General features: G+C 58.1%; 15 protein-coding genes, 1 tRNA gene and 1 riboswitch. Of the genes, 5 read left to right on the forward strand and 11 right to left on the reverse strand.

Annotation, left to right across the window (positions count from 1 at the left end):
* Positions 1-20 precede the first annotated feature (20 nt).
* From H9Q75_RS02910 to H9Q75_RS02920, 4 genes are all read left to right on the forward strand, one after another.
* Positions 21-1,817, forward strand: a complete 1,797-nt coding sequence (locus H9Q75_RS02910; protein WP_186564646.1) for an ABC-F family ATP-binding cassette domain-containing protein — start codon at positions 21-23, stop codon at positions 1,815-1,817.
* Positions 1,814-3,595, forward strand: a complete 1,782-nt coding sequence (locus H9Q75_RS02915) for a family 10 glycosylhydrolase (RefSeq protein WP_186564647.1) — start codon at positions 1,814-1,816, stop codon at positions 3,593-3,595. The genes H9Q75_RS02910 and H9Q75_RS02915 overlap by 4 nt, the downstream gene beginning before the upstream one ends.
* A 71-nt stretch (positions 3,596-3,666) precedes the next feature.
* Positions 3,667-3,795: a hypothetical protein gene (locus H9Q75_RS12760; protein ID WP_279287626.1), complete on the forward strand. Its 129-nt coding sequence runs from the start codon at positions 3,667-3,669 to the stop codon at positions 3,793-3,795.
* A 173-nt stretch (positions 3,796-3,968) separates the two neighbouring features.
* Positions 3,969-4,283, forward strand: a complete 315-nt coding sequence (locus H9Q75_RS02920) for a YerC/YecD family TrpR-related protein (protein WP_186564648.1) — start codon at positions 3,969-3,971, stop codon at positions 4,281-4,283.
* Between the two features lie 51 nt (positions 4,284-4,334).
* On the opposite strand, the gene H9Q75_RS02925 is transcribed toward H9Q75_RS02920, so the two are convergent.
* The 9 genes from H9Q75_RS02925 to H9Q75_RS02965 all read right to left on the reverse strand — a co-directional run bounded on the left by H9Q75_RS02925 (position 4,335) and on the right by H9Q75_RS02965 (position 11,689).
* Positions 4,335-5,177 carry an amidohydrolase family protein gene (locus H9Q75_RS02925; RefSeq protein ID WP_186564649.1) on the reverse strand — a complete coding sequence of 281 codons (843 nt, stop codon included), beginning with the start codon at positions 5,175-5,177 and terminating at the stop codon, positions 4,335-4,337.
* A gap of 89 nt (positions 5,178-5,266) precedes the next feature.
* On the reverse strand, positions 5,267-5,722 hold the full coding sequence (nrdR, locus tag H9Q75_RS02930) for a transcriptional regulator NrdR (RefSeq protein WP_186564650.1): 456 nt from the start codon (positions 5,720-5,722) through the stop codon (positions 5,267-5,269).
* Positions 5,723-5,837: 115 nt separating this feature from the next.
* A tRNA-Gln gene (locus H9Q75_RS02935) sits at positions 5,838-5,911 on the reverse strand.
* A gap of 110 nt (positions 5,912-6,021) precedes the next feature.
* On the reverse strand, positions 6,022-6,726 hold the full coding sequence (locus H9Q75_RS02940; RefSeq protein WP_186564651.1) for a hypothetical protein: 705 nt from the start codon (positions 6,724-6,726) through the stop codon (positions 6,022-6,024).
* On the reverse strand, positions 6,723-8,249 hold the full coding sequence (locus tag H9Q75_RS02945; RefSeq protein ID WP_186564652.1) for a DUF1538 domain-containing protein: 1,527 nt from the start codon (positions 8,247-8,249) through the stop codon (positions 6,723-6,725). The genes H9Q75_RS02940 and H9Q75_RS02945 overlap by 4 nt, the downstream gene beginning before the upstream one ends.
* 108 nt (positions 8,250-8,357) lie before the next feature.
* Positions 8,358-8,960 carry a folate family ECF transporter S component gene (locus tag H9Q75_RS02950; RefSeq protein WP_186564653.1) on the reverse strand — a complete coding sequence of 201 codons (603 nt, stop codon included), beginning with the start codon at positions 8,958-8,960 and terminating at the stop codon, positions 8,358-8,360.
* A gap of 78 nt (positions 8,961-9,038) precedes the next feature.
* Positions 9,039-9,138: riboswitch (THF riboswitch) on the reverse strand.
* Positions 9,139-9,227: 89 nt separating this feature from the next.
* Entirely contained in the window at positions 9,228-11,078 is a 1,851-nt protein-coding gene (glmS, locus tag H9Q75_RS02955) for a glutamine--fructose-6-phosphate transaminase (isomerizing) (protein ID WP_186564654.1), read from the reverse strand.
* A gap of 97 nt (positions 11,079-11,175) precedes the next feature.
* The gene (locus H9Q75_RS02960) at positions 11,176-11,454 is read right to left on the reverse strand and encodes a YlmC/YmxH family sporulation protein (protein WP_186564655.1); all 279 of its coding nucleotides are present in this window, start codon (positions 11,452-11,454) and stop codon (positions 11,176-11,178) included.
* Between the two features lie 61 nt (positions 11,455-11,515).
* Positions 11,516-11,689, reverse strand: coding sequence for a hypothetical protein (locus H9Q75_RS02965; protein ID WP_186564656.1), 174 nt, complete (start codon positions 11,687-11,689; stop codon positions 11,516-11,518).
* Positions 11,690-11,974: 285 nt separating this feature from the next.
* Between H9Q75_RS02965 and sigG the strand changes: the two genes are divergently transcribed.
* On the forward strand, positions 11,975-12,745 hold the full coding sequence (gene sigG, locus H9Q75_RS02970; RefSeq protein WP_186564657.1) for an RNA polymerase sporulation sigma factor SigG: 771 nt from the start codon (positions 11,975-11,977) through the stop codon (positions 12,743-12,745).
* A 459-nt stretch (positions 12,746-13,204) separates the two neighbouring features.
* On the opposite strand, the gene sigE is transcribed toward sigG, so the two are convergent.
* Together sigE and H9Q75_RS02980 are read right to left on the reverse strand one after the other, a co-directional pair.
* Positions 13,205-13,927 (reverse strand): RNA polymerase sporulation sigma factor SigE, encoded by a 723-nt coding sequence (gene sigE / locus H9Q75_RS02975; protein ID WP_186564658.1) that lies wholly within the window; start codon positions 13,925-13,927, stop codon positions 13,205-13,207.
* A 31-nt stretch (positions 13,928-13,958) separates the two neighbouring features.
* The gene (locus H9Q75_RS02980; RefSeq protein WP_243200649.1) at positions 13,959-14,855 is read right to left on the reverse strand and encodes a sigma-E processing peptidase SpoIIGA; all 897 of its coding nucleotides are present in this window, start codon (positions 14,853-14,855) and stop codon (positions 13,959-13,961) included.
* Positions 14,856-14,945: the final 90 nt, after the last annotated feature.

Below are 14,945 nucleotides of genomic sequence, written 5' to 3' on the forward strand. Positions count from 1 at the left end.
TGAAAAAGCGAGGGATAAGCATGCTGCTGTCCGCGGAACAAGTGAGCAAGACCTATGGGGATCGCACTGTGTTGGATCAGGTATCCTTTTATCTGGAGCCGGGAGACAAGGTCGGGGTCATCGGCCTCAACGGCACGGGCAAATCCACGCTGCTGCGCCTGTTGGCCGGAGCGGAGGAGCCGGACGAGGGCCGGGTGAGCCGGGACCCCAATGTGCGCCTGGAGTACCTGCCCCAGAACCCCTCCTATGAGCCGGAGGAGAGCGTGCTAGAGCATGTGCTGCGCGGACTCTCCTCCGAAGCCAGGGAGCTGGCGGAGTACGAGGCCAAAACGGTGCTCACCCGTCTGGGGATGACCGGCTTTGACCGCAGGATGGGCGGCCTCTCCGGTGGGGAGCGCCGGCGGACCGCTCTGGCCGCTGCCCTCTCCCGCCCCTGCGATGTGCTGATCCTGGACGAGCCCACCAACCATCTGGACAGCGACATGGTGGAGTGGCTGGAAGAGTACCTGCGCGCCTGGAAGGGGGCGCTGCTTATGGTGACCCACGACCGCTATTTTCTGGAGCGGGTCACCCAAAAACTGGCCGAAGTAGAACAGGGAAAACTCTACCTCCATCCGGGCAATTACGACGACTATCTGGAGCGCAAAGCTCTGCGGGAGGAGAGCCAGAGGGCCTCAGAGCGCAAACGGCAGTCCATTCTGCGGCGGGAGTACCAGTGGGTGCTCCAGGGCCCCACGGCCCGGGGCACGAAAAGCCGGGAACGGCTGGAGCGCTACGAAGCCCTCAGAGCCCAATCCGCTCCGGAAGAGCGTGCTTCCCTTGAGCTGTCCGCCCGGGCCAGCCGGCTGGGCAAAAAGACCATCGCACTTCACGGGGTATGCAAATCCTTTGGTGGGAAAAGCGTCCTGCGGGATTTCGGCTGCACCCTGCTGCGGGATGACCGCATCGGCATTGTGGGCCCCAACGGCAGCGGCAAGTCCACCCTGCTCAATCTGATCGCCGGGCGTCTGACCCCGGACAGCGGAGCGATTGAGATCGGCGAGACCGTGCGCATCGGCTACTTCTCTCAGGAAAATCCGCCCATTGATGAATCTGTGCGGGTCATTGACTATGTGAAGGAAATCGGCAACCGGATCGAGACACCGGCGGGTATGCTCACGGCGTCCCAGCTGCTGGAGCAGTTTCTCTTCCCCGATCAGGTGCAGTGGAGCCCGGTCTATAAGCTCTCCGGCGGGGAGCGGCGGCGGCTCTTTCTGTTGGCTGTACTGGCCGCCGCGCCCAATGTGCTGCTGCTGGACGAGCCCACCAATGACCTGGACCTGCAAACCCTCTCGATTTTAGAAGATTACCTCTCGTGCTTCCCCGGCGCCGTGCTCGCCGTCTCCCACGACCGATTCTTTCTGGACCGGGTGTGCCGCCGGGTCTTTGCGGTGGAGGGCAACGGCGTGGTACGCGCCTACCCCGGGGGTTACAGCGAATACTGGGATGCCCGTCGATCCGCTGAAAAGGCTAAGACGTCTAAACCGAGCCCGGAGAAAAAGAGCGAACGGTCGGCCGGGCCCAAACGGCTGAGGTTTTCCTTCCAGGAGCAGCGGGATTTTGAGCGCATCGATGCCGAAATTGCCGCTCTGGAGGAACATCTGTCCCAGGTGCGCCGCGAGCAGGAAGAAAAGTCCAGTGATTATATCGCCCTCCAGGTGCTCCAAGAGCAGCAGGAGCAGCTGGAGGCCAAATTGGAGGAAAAAATGGAACGTTGGATGTACTTAACCGATCTGGCAGAACAGATGGAGCGGCAGAAGAATGGAGGTCCGCAGTGACTGGGGCCCGTCGGACCACTGCCGCCCTTGTTCTGGCGGCTTTCATTTCCCTGCTGTGCGTTTCCGCCAGCGGGGCGGAGCAGACCCGCAGGATCCCCTTCCGGGCCGTATGGGTGCCTACGGTATACAATCTGGATTATCCCAGCCGCGCCACTACCGACCCTGAGGCGCTCAAGCGCGAGGCGGATGAGATTCTCCAAAAATGCGTCCAGATGGGCATGACCGCGGTGATCCTTCAGGTGCGCCCCTCCTGCGACGCGCTGTATCCCTCAAAGCTCTTTCCCTGGAGCCGCTATCTCACCGGCACGGCGGGAACTGCTCCCTCCGGCGGCTTCGACCCGCTGGACTACTGGGTGACGCAGGCCCACCGGCTGGGGCTGGAGCTCCACGCCTGGCTCAACCCCTTCCGCGTGACCACCTCGGAGTATGACCGCCTGCCTGCGGACAGCCCGGCGGCACAGCATCCGGACTGGGTGGTCAAGTATAACGGAGGTTCCTATCTGAATCCCGGCCTGCCTGAGGTACGGGAGCTGGTGGTCCAGGGCGCGGAGGAGCTGCTGCGCAGCTATCCCCTGGACGGGATCCATCTGGACGACTACTTTTATCCGGGCAGCGATTTTGACGATGCTGAAGCCTATGCGGCCTACGGCGGCGGCTTCCGAACTATCGGGGACTGGAGACGCAATAATATCAATCTTTTAATTCAATCCCTGGACCGCCGCCTACACGCCATTGACCCGGAGCTCTCCTTTGGGGTCAGCCCTTCCGGTGTTTGGGCAGATCGAAGCAGCCAGCCCGAGGGGTCGCCTACCACGGGCGGCTATGAGAGCTATTACGCCGCCTACGCCGACAGCCGCAAATGGGTCAAAGAGGGTTGGGTGGACTACATCTGTCCGCAAATTTACTGGTACATAGGCCACCCCAGTATGGACTATGCGGCCATCGCGCGCTGGTGGGCGGACACGGTAAAGGGGACGGATGTGGCCCTCTATATCGGCATGGCGGACTATCAGGCCGGAAAGAGCGACCCTTCCGATCCCTGGTACGGCACCAAGGCAATCCGGGGCCAGCTCGACCTGAATCGCACCCTGCCGCAAGTAGCCGGCGAGGTTCATTTCCGCTACTCCTACCTTGTCAAGTCCCAGGAGCTGTTTACCCTGTACCGCAGGACCTACCTGTCTGAGGAATCCAGGCCCAGCCTAGCCGGCAAGCAGGCCTATGTGGAGGGTTCCGGCGGGCTGTTCCGGCCGGAGGCGCCCCTCAGCCGTGGGGAGGCCGCGGCCCTTCTGGCCAGGCTGAGCACAGATGCGTCCGGCAGGCCCATATACACCGGGACCGAGGCCGCCCCCTTCTTCCCGGATGTCCCGGCCGCCGCCTGGTATGCACCTTACATTTCCTTTGTCACCCGCTGGGGTATTGCCAACGGCTATCTGGACGGAACTTTTCGGCCGGAGGCCTCTATCAGCCGGTCGGAGCTGCTGAAGCTGCTCTGCGCCTATTTTGACCCAGAGTCCGTCTCTGCCGCTCCCTTTTCTGACATTCCTCAGGGACACTGGGCGGCAGAAATCATTGCCTGGGCAGCGGAACAGGGATGGATTTCCGGATATCCGGACGGCACCTTCCGTCCGGAGCAAACAGTCTCTCGGGCTGAGGCAGTGAAAATGATTAACCGCGCTCTGGGTCGGGCGGACGCTATGGGGACGCAGTCCCCATTCCCCGATGTCCCGCTCTCTCACTGGGCCTGTGGGGCCATCCGGGCTGCGACCAGCCCTTCCTGAAAGTTGGGGTTTTTATGTATACTTTTCCTCCTGCCGGTCACACTAAGGCCGGTGAAAGCGAGGTGAGCTCCATGTCCAATGAGAATAACAACCGCAAAAATGCCCAGAATCAGGCCCAGAACCAGAAAAAGGGCGAATCCGCTCAGAACAAAAAGCGGGAGCAGGCACAGAATAAGAGTGAGCGTCAACAGCAGTTCTAACGCCGTAAAGGGGGACGGGAGTGATTTCCCGTCCCCCTTTACGGTCCTCCGCAGACGGAAAATTTAGCGATCTAATGGTTTACGGTTGTGGTTTCCTGTGGTACAATGTCTTTAAAATAATCGCCGATTCCCAGGCAGGGGGCTTGCATTTGTCTGAAAGGAGTCATAGATGTATGGCAAAGACGGAGCGGAATCTCGCGCTGTATGAGACCATTCTAAAGCTGAAGGACGCGGAGGAGTGCTGCCGCTTTTTCGAAGACCTGTGCACTCCGGTAGAACTGCGCGCCATGGAGCAGCGCTTTGACGTTGCGGTCTACCTTCAGCAGGGAAAGGTCTACCTGGATATCTTGGAAAAGACGGGAGCCAGCAGCGCGACCATCAGCCGCGTCCGCCGCTCTACGCTGGACAATGGGGCGGGCGGCGTCATGCGGGACGTCATTCTCCGGTCCGGTCTGGGCGCCGGCGGGCCGCAGCCCTCCGGAAAATAGCCGAAACCGCAGGGCCGCATAGGGATTTTCCCTATGCGGCCCTGCTTCACTTTATTCGTCCAGCAGTCTCCGGGCATTTTCCCCCAGAATCGCTGTGCGCACTTCTTCCGTCATCGGCAGCCCACGCAGCCAAGCCAAATCAGCCGCCGGACTGCCCCAGGGGCTGTCGGAGCCAAACAGGATGCGTCCGGCCCCAAATTGCTCCGCCATGCGCAGAAACCGAGTCTGGTCCAGCAATTCCAGCGGTACCTTGGGCGGAACATCCGGATTCAGCGGCGTAAGCCGCCCTAAGGAGAACGAAGTATCCAGATAGGCCGCTGTATCCGCCAGCAGTTCCTCAGCCTCCTCCCAGCAGCGCCAGCCCCCCATATGGGCCAGCACCAGTCTGACCGGCCCCACTTGGCGCAGCGCATTGCGCGCCATTTGCGGAGTGCAGCGTGCCAAGCCAGGCATTCCGACATCCATACCGGTGTGTGTAACCGCCACCAGGCCAAGTGCGCCGGCCCGCTCCAGAATACGCAGGTAGCGGGGGTCGTCCAGGTCCGTATCCTGAAAGGCCGGATGCAGCTTGACTCCCTTCAGTCCCAGGGCCGCGATCCGATCCAGTTCCTGCTTCCAATCGGAAAAATCCGGGTGAATGCACCCAAAGGAGAAGAGCCCCTCCCCCGCCTGATTGAGCCGGGCGGCAGAGTCATTGATGTGAGGGACCTGCTGAGGAGTCGTCGCCACCGGCAGGACAACCGTCAGGTCGACTCCGGCCGCCCGCATGGAGGCGCGCAGGCCGGCCGCCGTTCCGTCCGAAAAGGCCTGAAGGTGATTTAAGGCTGTCAATTTTTGAATCGCTCTGTCTGCAATCTCATCCGGAAAGAGATGCGCGTGAAAATCAATGACCACTTCCAATCGCCTCGCTTAAAAAGAACGCTGTGGGTACCCTTCTCCGGATACGCCACAGCGTTTTTACGCAGGAAGCCAAACCCCGGCGTCTACTTTTCCTCCAAGAGCTTGGACAGCTCCGACATAAAGGTGCTGATATCCTTAAACTGGCGGTAGACGGAGGCAAAGCGCACATAGGCCACCTCGTCCACATTCTTCAGGCGTTCCATCACCAGTTCGCCAATCTTGGCCGTTGGAATCTCCCGGTCCATGGCATTTTGGAGCGCCTGCTCAATCTCGTCCGCGATCTCCTCCAGCTTGCTGAAGGGAACCGGGCGCTTTTCACAGGCACGGAGCATGCCGTTGAGCACCTTGTTCTTGTCAAAGGTCTGGCGGCTACCATCCTTTTTCACCACCACCAGGGGCAGGCTCTCCATAGTCTCATAGGTTGTAAAGCGCTTGTGGCACTCCAGGCACTCACGGCGGCGGCGGATGCTGGCCCCCTCGTCCGATGGGCGCGAGTCCACCACTTTGCTCTCCGGATGGGCACAAAACGGGCATCTCATCGTATATACCTCCCGATCTTTCTCTGTCTGTTCCGCAGTGTGTAACGCCTGTCCCACAGGCATAGGCCTTTCCAAAGAAAAAAGTCGTCGCGAACAAAACCTGTCCACGACGACTTGGCAGCGGGAGAAGGATTCGAACCCTCACAAACAGAGTCAGAGTCTGTCGTGCTACCCTTACACAATCCCGCTATCTGTGCCCGCTATCGCAGGCGCAGGATTTATTATACCAAAAGATGTCGATTTGTCAAGGCCTATCCATAAATTTTTTTATCAGCGGACTAAGGCCACCGCAAAAGCCCTCAGGCCTCCGCGCTTCCCGCCTGGAAGCCCACCAGATCATCCACTGGCAGGGAGAAGAGGATTCCTCTCGCCTCCGTAAGCAATCCGGCCGCCTTGTTGATCGCGCTCATCAGCGCCCGCTTCTGCGTCTCCGGCGTCAAAATTGCCACAACCTCTTTCTCCGGCTGGAGTGTGAAGCCCAGAAGATTCTCCGTGTCCTCCATTCCCACCCGGCGTGCGTGGAGCACCGTTCCGCCTCTGGCCCCTTCCCCGCGGGCGGCGTCCATAACGGCATCCAGGCTGCCCCGGTTGACGATTGTCAAAATCAGAGCGTATTTACTGTTGGTATCCATAGGCTTCTCATCTCCTTCTTTTTCATGATCCGGCAGATTCTCCGGCCGGCACAAAATCTGCGGCACCTGTCCGCTGACTCCCGAGAGGGGTACGGTGAACACAATGCCTTGCCCGGGGCTGCTGAAGCGGAATTTTTCATCCGCCAGGCGGATCACAGTCTCCACCCGCCGGTCCGGCACCAATGTGATGACCACGTCCTTCTCCGTCTCCGACAGCCCAAAGTAATCCAGAATAACAGAAGTTGCTGTTCCCCGGCCCATACACAGATAATCAAAATGCAGGCGCTGGGCACGGTAGAGACTCACCGCGGCAGCCCCCTTTCCCCGGTCTACGATGGTCACCAGCATTTTCAAGCGCGCATACCGCATCAAATCTCCACCTCCTCGTCATAGTCAATGATATCATCCACAAGTTCAATCTCCCGCTCCTCCGCCGGAGTGACCTCCCGGGTGGCGCAGATTTTGCGCTGGTAGAACAGGCCCAGCAGCTGAATGGTAATCAGCGGGGTCATGGCTACCATGGCCACCACGCCGAAGGCATCGGTCAGGATGTCCCTCCCCAGCGCCTCACAGGCCCCCATGGTCAGGGGCAGCAGAAAGGTGGCTGTCATAGGGCCGGAGGCCACGCCGCCCGAGTCGAAGGCGATGGCCGTAAAGATTTTGGGTACAAAGCGGGTCAGGATCAAGGCAACCGCGTAGCCGGGCACCAGGAGAACATAAATCGGGATCCCCAGCGTCACGCGCAGCATGGCCAGGCCGATGGACACGGCCACACCAATGGAGAGCGCCAGGCCGATGGCCTTCTGGGGGATGGCACCGCTGCTCACGTCTTCCACCTGCTTGTTCAGCACATGGACGGCCGGCTCCGCCGCTACGATGAAATAGCCCACCACCATTCCGATGGGCACCAGAATCCACACATAGGGCAGGCGGGCCAGGGTCTGCCCCAGGTAGTAGCCTGCCGGCATGAATCCGACATTCGCGCCGGTCAGAAACAGCACCAAACCGATATAAGTATAGCCAATTCCCACCAGAATCTTGATCACCGAGCGGCGCTTCAGGCGTATGGAGACCAGTTGGAACACCGCGAAGAATACCGCGATGGGGAGTAACCCCAGGGCCACCTCCTTCATGTAGGCGGGCAGTCCCTGAAGGAATTCCTGCCCGGCGGCCTGGGAATCCGTCACCATCGGGATGGCAAAGGGCGTATAGGCCACCTCGCTGGACTGATAGCACAGCCCGAGGATCATCACAGCCAAGATGGGCCCCACACTGCACAGGGCCACCATGCCGAAGCTGTCCTCTTCCCTGCCCTTTACGCTGGCCATACCGCTGCACAAAGCCATGATAAACGGCACCGTGATGGGGCCGGTGGTCACGCCGCCCGAGTCAAATGCCACGGCCAAAAATTCATTGGGCACAAAAATGGAAAGCAGAAACACCCCAATGTATAAGACCACAAGGGTCGTGCTCAGCGGGATGTTAAAGCGGGTACGCAGCATGGCTGCCGCTAAAAACACGCCCACTCCAACCGCTACGGTCAGAATAATCACCATATCCGGTACGGCAGGCACCTGCCGCGCCAGCACCTGGAGATCCGGCTCGGCAATGGTGACCACGGCTCCAATCAGGAAGCAGATGACGACGACCATCGGAAGGCGGCGGCTGCCGCCCAGTTTCCGGCCCATCTGTTCGCCAATCGGCATCATAGCCATGTCAGCTCCCAGGGAGAAGAATCCCATTCCCACGATCAGCATCATGGCGCCAAGCAGAAACAGCAGCAGCGTGCCGATCGGCATGGGCGCCAGCGTAAAGCTCAGCACCAGTACGATCAGTGTAATGGGCAGAACCGAGGTTAACGATTCCGCAATTTTTTCTTTCAGTTTTTGCCGCATGAATGCACCTCACTTTGATCTGAAACAATTATTTCGTATGGAAATAAGTTTACCATAATCTCTGTGAGAACACAAGCTTTTTTCGTCAGCACGCCCCGATCCGGCCCGTTAGAATAGCTTCAAACGGTTATCCCCTCCCAATTGGTTCGGGATGATCCCCGCTCTATTCAAAACCGGCAGCAACGCTTGGAGGAGTACCACCAGCAACAAGGTGTAGATAGGCAGAGTAATGAGGTTTTTTACTCCGCTCCTGAACATGTAGTAAAGATAGCCCTTGCTGTAGAGCATGGCACTCCAAAGAGCCCCCAAGAACACATTCTGCACATTGGTGAGCAGCTTGGCCAGAAAAATTTTACTCACGGTCACCCGGGTGCGGTAAAAAAACAGCGCGTAGGTAAAGCAGCCCAGCATTGTGGTGAGCATATAGCCCGGGAAATAGGGGGCGCCCTTGGAGCTGATCAGAAAGCTGAGGGTATCCTCCACCGCCCCGAAAAGCAGGGCTCCCAGAGGTCCATACACAAGAGCGCAGAGGGCCCGGGCCAGGAAGCTGAAGCTGATGCTCAGCGTCTCCGTCACCCGCACGGAACAGTAGGAGAGCACAATACAGGCCGCCACCATCAGAGCGGCGAACACCATGCCGCGGACGCTGCGGAAGGATTTGAGGGCCTCCCGCCAGTAGGCAGGGGTAAAGGGAGTGGAAAAAATGGGCATAAAAAGACCTCCTCTTGTTTTCGGCAGTCCAGTTTCCTGGAAACGCCGCACAAGGGGAGGCAAACCGACCCGGTATGCGGCAGCGGGATGCGGAACGCGCACTGCAGCATGTTGCATTTCGTCCGGCGGACAACTCCCCGTCCCGCCGGCACTGGAACACGCGCGCTCCTACTCTGCCTGATTGAATCTTACTATAGACTTTACCAGAGTAAAATGCAAGAAAAAACGTGCGTACCAATCCGATTTGGATGGTACGCACATTTTTTCTCATTCTACGGTGACGGACTTGGCCAAATTTCTGGGTTTGTCGATGTCACAGCCCCGCTGCAGGGCCACATAGTAGGCAAACAGCTGCATCGGCACCACCTCCAGGGAGGGGAGCAGCATAGGGTGTGTGTCTGGAATTGCAATGGAATGATCGGCCGTTTTATCGATGTCCTTCCTGCGGGACTCTACCGTCACGCCCAGCACATCAGCCCCCCGGCTCTTAACCTCTACCATATTGCTCATCGTCTTTTCAAAGAGCTTTCCATAGCTGGCCAGGGCCACCACCAGAGTGCCCGGCTCAATCAGGGAAATGGTCCCATGCTTTAACTCTCCGGCGGCGTACCCCTCGGAATGGATGTAGGAAATCTCTTTCAGCTTCAAAGAACCCTCCAGCCCAACCGCGTAGTCAATATTGCGGCCGATGAAGAACACGGAGGGATGGTTGAAGTAGATGGAGGCGAAGTACTGGATGTCTTTTCGGTTGTTGAGAATCGCCTCAATTTTTGTGGGGATCAGCAGCAGCTCTGCGACCACGGCCTTGTACTCTGCCGGCTCGATCGTACCCATCAGGTCTGCAAAATAAAGCCCGATCAGGTACACCACCGCCAGCTGAGTGGAGTAGGCCTTGGTGGTCGCCACAGCGATCTCCGGCCCAGCCCAGGTGTAGAGCACATCGTCGCTCTCCCTCGCGATGGTGGACCCCACCACATTGACAATGGACAGCACCCGCGCGCCCAGCCGCTTTGCCTCCCGCATGGCAGCCAGAGTATCAATGGTCTCGCCGGATTGGCTGATGACCAGCGCCAGCGTCTTTTCGGTAACAATTGGGTCACAGTAGCGGAATTCAGAGGCCAGCGTGACCTCCACCGGCTTGCGCAGGATTTTCTCCAGGGTATACTTGGCCGCCATGCCCACATGGTAGGAGGAGCCGCAGGCGATAATGTACAGCTTATCCATATCCTCTAGATCGTCCGGCGCGATTCTTAAATCATCCAGCACGACACGTCCGGCCTGAATCCGCGGAAACACAGTATCCCGAAAGGCCTTGGGCTGTTCCATAATCTCCTTGGCCATGAAGTGCTCATATCCGCCCTTCTCTGCGGCAGAGATCTCCCAATCCACGTGGCTGTGCTCCTTCGCCACCGGCTGGAGCAGAGAATCATATACCTGTACGCCATCTGCGGTAAGCACCGCGATGTCTCCATCGTCCAGATAGCTGACCTCACGGGTATACTTGATCACAGCGGTCACATCGCTTGCCAGAAAACGGAAGTTTTTCCCATAGCCCAAAATCAGAGGGCTGTCTTTGCGCACGGCAATCAGCCGATCCGGACAATCGGCGGAGAGGATTCCCAACGCGTAAGCCCCGTCAATGCGGTGGAGCACCTTCACCACCGCATCCAGCAGCGCCTCCGGCGTGTGCTCCCCTTTGCTGTAATAATACTCCAGCAGCTGAGCCACCACCTCGGTGTCTGTCTGAGAGGCAAAGTGCACGCCCCTGCTCTGGAGGAATTCCTTAATTTCCACATAATTCTCAATAATGCCGTTATGGACCACGGCGATACGCCCATCCTGACTGACGTGGGGATGAGAATTGATATCGGACGGCTCCCCATGAGTGGCCCAGCGGGTATGCCCCAGTCCCAGGGTTCCATGGATCGTCTTACCGCCGGACACGATGTCCGAAAGCACCTGCAGGCGCCCTTTGGCCTTGACTACCTTAAGTCCGTCCTCCGGACCATACACCGCGATGCCCGCCGAGTCATAGCCCCGGTACTCCAGCCGCGAGAGGCCCTCCAGCAGGATTGGGGCGGCCTCCTCATTTCCAATAAAACCAACGATACCGCACATAGGCGCGTGTCCTCCATTTTTTGCCCTGCAGGCAGATTCAGGCTCAATCCAGTATAACACGGCCCTTTTTATGCCGCAATGGAAGGAATGGCAAAACTTACGTTTCCCGTTCAGTTGTGTTCCGTCGGTTTTTCCTCTCGCGGCCGGCGCGGACCAGGATAATATCCTCCCCAATACGTTCCACGTCCTCCCAGGAAAACACAGTATCCGGTTCCCGGCCCAGCAGCCCAAACAGACGGCGCCGGCCCGGCACCACGAGTGCGAGTACCCTCCCGCTGTCCATATCCAGCTCCACATCGCCCAAATACCCATAGCGGCTTCCGTTTCGGACATTCACGACTTCCTTGCACCGCAGCTGAGACACCCGGCTGGTCATAGCGCATCCCTCCCTTTCTACTTTATGCCGGCCAACCGCTGTCCCATGCGTCTGCCCTTCATCAGTGTGCGGCAATATAGGCATCCAGGATGCCATGCCACTTCTCCCCGCGGTATTCCTGCGCCTGTGTATCCTCTCCGAACAGCAGGTCAATCAAATACCGGGGGGTTCTCCCCCCGATGTACATGGATTTAATACAGGAAATGCAGTAGACCGCAATATGCTTACAGGGCATCTGCTCCCCTTTTTCCGGCTTATAAAGGCTCGGGCCACAGCCTGGATTGAAAAACAAAGGCCCGTCGGTTTCAAGCAGCATCTCCCAGCTCTACCTCCAATCTTGTTTGGTTTACTTTATCACAGTTTTCCCCGCAAGGGAACTTCCTTGCGCCCCCTCTGCCGCGGAAATTCCATCGAAATCAGTCTCACGATAAAAAATATACCCCGCCTCACCGCCGTATGAAAGGAGTGCTCAAGGAAATACTGTAAGCACAGTATTTTTAAGGCAGGAGGCGATGCGGCGGTGCAGGGCAAGGTAGAGATCTGCGGAATAAATACCTCCAAACTGAAGGTGCTGAAAAGTGAGGAAACCATGGAGCTGCTCCGGCGAACCAAGCAGGGCGACCTGCAGGCCCGGGAGCAGCTGATCTCCGGCAACCTGCGGCTGGTGCTCTCCGTGATTCAAAAATTTGCCAACCGTGGAGAAAATGCGGACGATCTTTTCCAGGTGGGGTGTATTGGGCTCATCAAGGCCATCGACAATTTTAACGTAGACCTGGACGTCAAGTTCTCTACCTATGGCGTACCCATGATCATCGGTGAAATCCGCCGTTATCTGCGGGACAACAGCTCCCTGCGGGTCTCCCGCTCCATGAGAGACACCGCCTATAAAGTGCTTCAGGCCAAAGAAAAATTCATTGCCCAGCACCAGCGAGAGCCGACCATTGAGGAGATTGCGAAGCTCTTGGAGATCAAGCGGGAAGACGTGGTTTTCGCTCTGGATGCGATTATGGATCCCGTCAGCTTATATGAGCCGGTCTACGACCATGGCGGGGACACCATCTGCGTGATGGACCAGGTAAAGGACTCCAAGAACACGGACGAGAGCTGGCTGGAGCACATTGCCTTAAAAGAGGCCATGAACCGGCTGAGCGAGCGTGAGCAGCATATTCTCAGTCTGCGCTTTTTCGAAGGCCGCACCCAAATGGAGGTGGCCGAAGAGGTTGGCATTTCCCAGGCTCAGGTCTCCCGCCTGGAGAAGAATGCCATCAACCAGATCAAAAAAAACATATAGTCTCCCCCAGGCCGCCCCTCTCCCGCTCTGCCGATTTGTTTTCTCTCTAAAAAAGTGTGCTGCTTTTTGAAAAGCAGCACACTTTTTACCCGCTCACATGTTCCTGTCCTTCTCAAAATGGCCCCATCGATACCAATCTTATCTTATCCCGGCACATTCCAATTACAGTCCCTCCCACGCGGACACGAGGCTCTCCATATATCACAAATCCTCGCCGTACGCCACATTCCCCGCCTTAAATTAAAGAGGTCCCCACATTCAGATTATCCGCTCTTTCCCAACTTCAATCGCCGTCTATCAGGCTCCTACACAGAATCAAGGGTCCATTTGCTCATGTCCGGGGCCTGTTTTTTCGCCTCTCAAGAGCTTCCGGGCTGCAGCCCCCCTCATATGCAGAAATGAGGAGCTCCCCAAAACGGGCCGAACATAAATTGGTCTATTTTATTGGTGACGGGAACATCACAGCATCCGCAGAATCTCCTTTTTCAGACGGGAGATGATGCGTTTCTCCAGCCGGGAGATATAAGACTGTGAGATGCCCAGCTGGTCGGCCACCTCCTTTTGTGTGCGCTCCGGACGTCCGTCCAGGCCGAAGCGCATCGTAATGATCTGCCGCTCCCGCTCATCTAGCTTCTCCAGCGCTGCTCCCAAAAGCTGCCGGTCCACATCGGCCTCGATCGGCTTCATCACCGTATCGTTTTCCGTGCCCAGAATGTCGGAGAGCAGCAGCTCGTTGCCGTCCCAGTCGGTATTCAGCGGCTCGTCAAAGGACACCTCACTTTTCAGATTCGCCGTCTTGCGCAGGTGCATGAGGATTTCATTTTCAATACATCGGGAGGCATAGGTGGCCAGCTTGATATTCTTGGCCGGCTTATAGGTGCCCACCGCCTTGATTAGTCCAATGGTCCCAATGGAGATCAAGTCCTCAATCCCAACCCCCGTGTTTTCAAACCGCCGGGCAATATAGACGACCAGACGCAGATTGCGCTCGATCAGCTGCGACTTGACCACCTCATCCCCCTCCTCTAGGCGGGCAATCAGGTCGGCCTCTTCGTCTCTGGAGAGCGGGGGCGGAAGTGTATCGCTTCCGCCGATGTACATAATTTTGCCCGGGAGCTTTAACCCCAGCCTGGCAAGCATGCGCTGCAGGCGGACATACCAGTGCAGATACCAGCCTTTCATTTCCATCCTCCCTGTTCTGTCTAGGTTGCATCTATGCGCCGATTAACGCGTTATAACCTCCGCCATCAGTCAGGCGCGTGGGGGAGAGCGCCACCAGAATCTTCCCGTACTCCTCTCCGCCCACCCGCGCCGCGTCTAGCCGCAGCGCCAGCAGCATGCCGCACTCCACGCCTACCGCCTGATAGGGCAGAAGCCGGCAGCGTCCGCACCAGCCGTTTTCACTCAGACGGGAGAGCACTGCTACCGGATCGCTCAGTTCGGCCGCGGCAGGCGCCTGTCCGGCCGGGAAAAGTGCGGATACCTTCTCCCCCTCCGCCACCATGACCGGGCGCCCGGTAGCAGGGTCGCTCAAGGTATTTCCGGTGTCCACCAGAGCCGTTACAACCGCCTTTCGCCCCTCCAACGTAAGGACTGCGGGCATAACCTCCTTCCGGAGCGCACTGTGGCACGCCGTTTTCTGCAGCGCCAGGGTGATGACCACATAGCATACCGCCGCGGAAAGCAGAATCAGCCGCAGGTCCAAAGCGGAATAAAACACTCCGTTTTTCAGGGTAAGCCCCTGTCCCCCCAGCAGTCCCAAGGCAAAAATGCCGCCCCCGAAGGCGGCGGATACCGCAAAAAACACCAGCCCCACCCGCAGCAGACGCCGGCTGCCGCCATAGGCAATGAGCACCATTACCACGGCCATGGAAATCTTACACAGGGGATGCAGCAGAAATCCCATTCCGGGGAAAAAAACAGCCGCCGCATAGAGCGCGCCCACCGCCGCGCCCAGCGCAAGCCACAATCGGCGCAGCACCTCTCCCGCCAGCTTTCCGGCAGAGAGCAGCAGCAGATAATTGACGACAAAATTCAAAAGAAAGAGCGCGTCAATGTAGACCACCGTCATCTCCGCCGCCCCCTTTCTCCGCGCTTGACTGTTCTTCATTATAGAGTTCTCGTCCCACAAAAAAGGTCAGATTGGCGGCAAAGCCAAAAAAGAATCTGACAAGTGAAAATACTTGTCAGATTGGAATCA

It is taken from the genome of Lawsonibacter celer, from assembly GCF_014281125.1.
Taxonomy (GTDB): Bacteria; Bacillota; Clostridia; order Oscillospirales; family Oscillospiraceae; genus Lawsonibacter_B; species Lawsonibacter_B celer.

Bases quoted from the DNA above. Each gene is read 5' to 3' on its own strand.
- H9Q75_RS02910 (WP_186564646.1), top strand. From the start codon at position 21: ATGCTGCTGTCCGCGGAACAAGTGAGCAAGACCTATGGGGATCGCACT.
- H9Q75_RS12760 (WP_279287626.1), top strand. From the start codon at position 3,667: ATGTCCAATGAGAATAACAACCGCAAAAATGCCCAGAATCAGGCCCAG.
- H9Q75_RS02920 (WP_186564648.1), top strand. From the start codon at position 3,969: ATGGCAAAGACGGAGCGGAATCTCGCGCTGTATGAGACCATTCTAAAG.
- nrdR (WP_186564650.1), bottom strand. From the start codon at position 5,722: ATGAGATGCCCGTTTTGTGCCCATCCGGAGAGCAAAGTGGTGGACTCG.
- H9Q75_RS02945 (WP_186564652.1), bottom strand. From the start codon at position 8,249: ATGCGGCAAAAACTGAAAGAAAAAATTGCGGAATCGTTAACCTCGGTT.
- H9Q75_RS02950 (WP_186564653.1), bottom strand. From the start codon at position 8,960: ATGCCCATTTTTTCCACTCCCTTTACCCCTGCCTACTGGCGGGAGGCC.
- glmS (WP_186564654.1), bottom strand. From the start codon at position 11,078: ATGTGCGGTATCGTTGGTTTTATTGGAAATGAGGAGGCCGCCCCAATC.
- H9Q75_RS02960 (WP_186564655.1), bottom strand. From the start codon at position 11,454: ATGACCAGCCGGGTGTCTCAGCTGCGGTGCAAGGAAGTCGTGAATGTC.
- H9Q75_RS02965 (WP_186564656.1), bottom strand. From the start codon at position 11,689: ATGCCCTGTAAGCATATTGCGGTCTACTGCATTTCCTGTATTAAATCC.
- sigE (WP_186564658.1), bottom strand. From the start codon at position 13,927: ATGAAAGGCTGGTATCTGCACTGGTATGTCCGCCTGCAGCGCATGCTT.
- H9Q75_RS02980 (WP_243200649.1), bottom strand. From the start codon at position 14,855: ATGAAGAACAGTCAAGCGCGGAGAAAGGGGGCGGCGGAGATGACGGTG.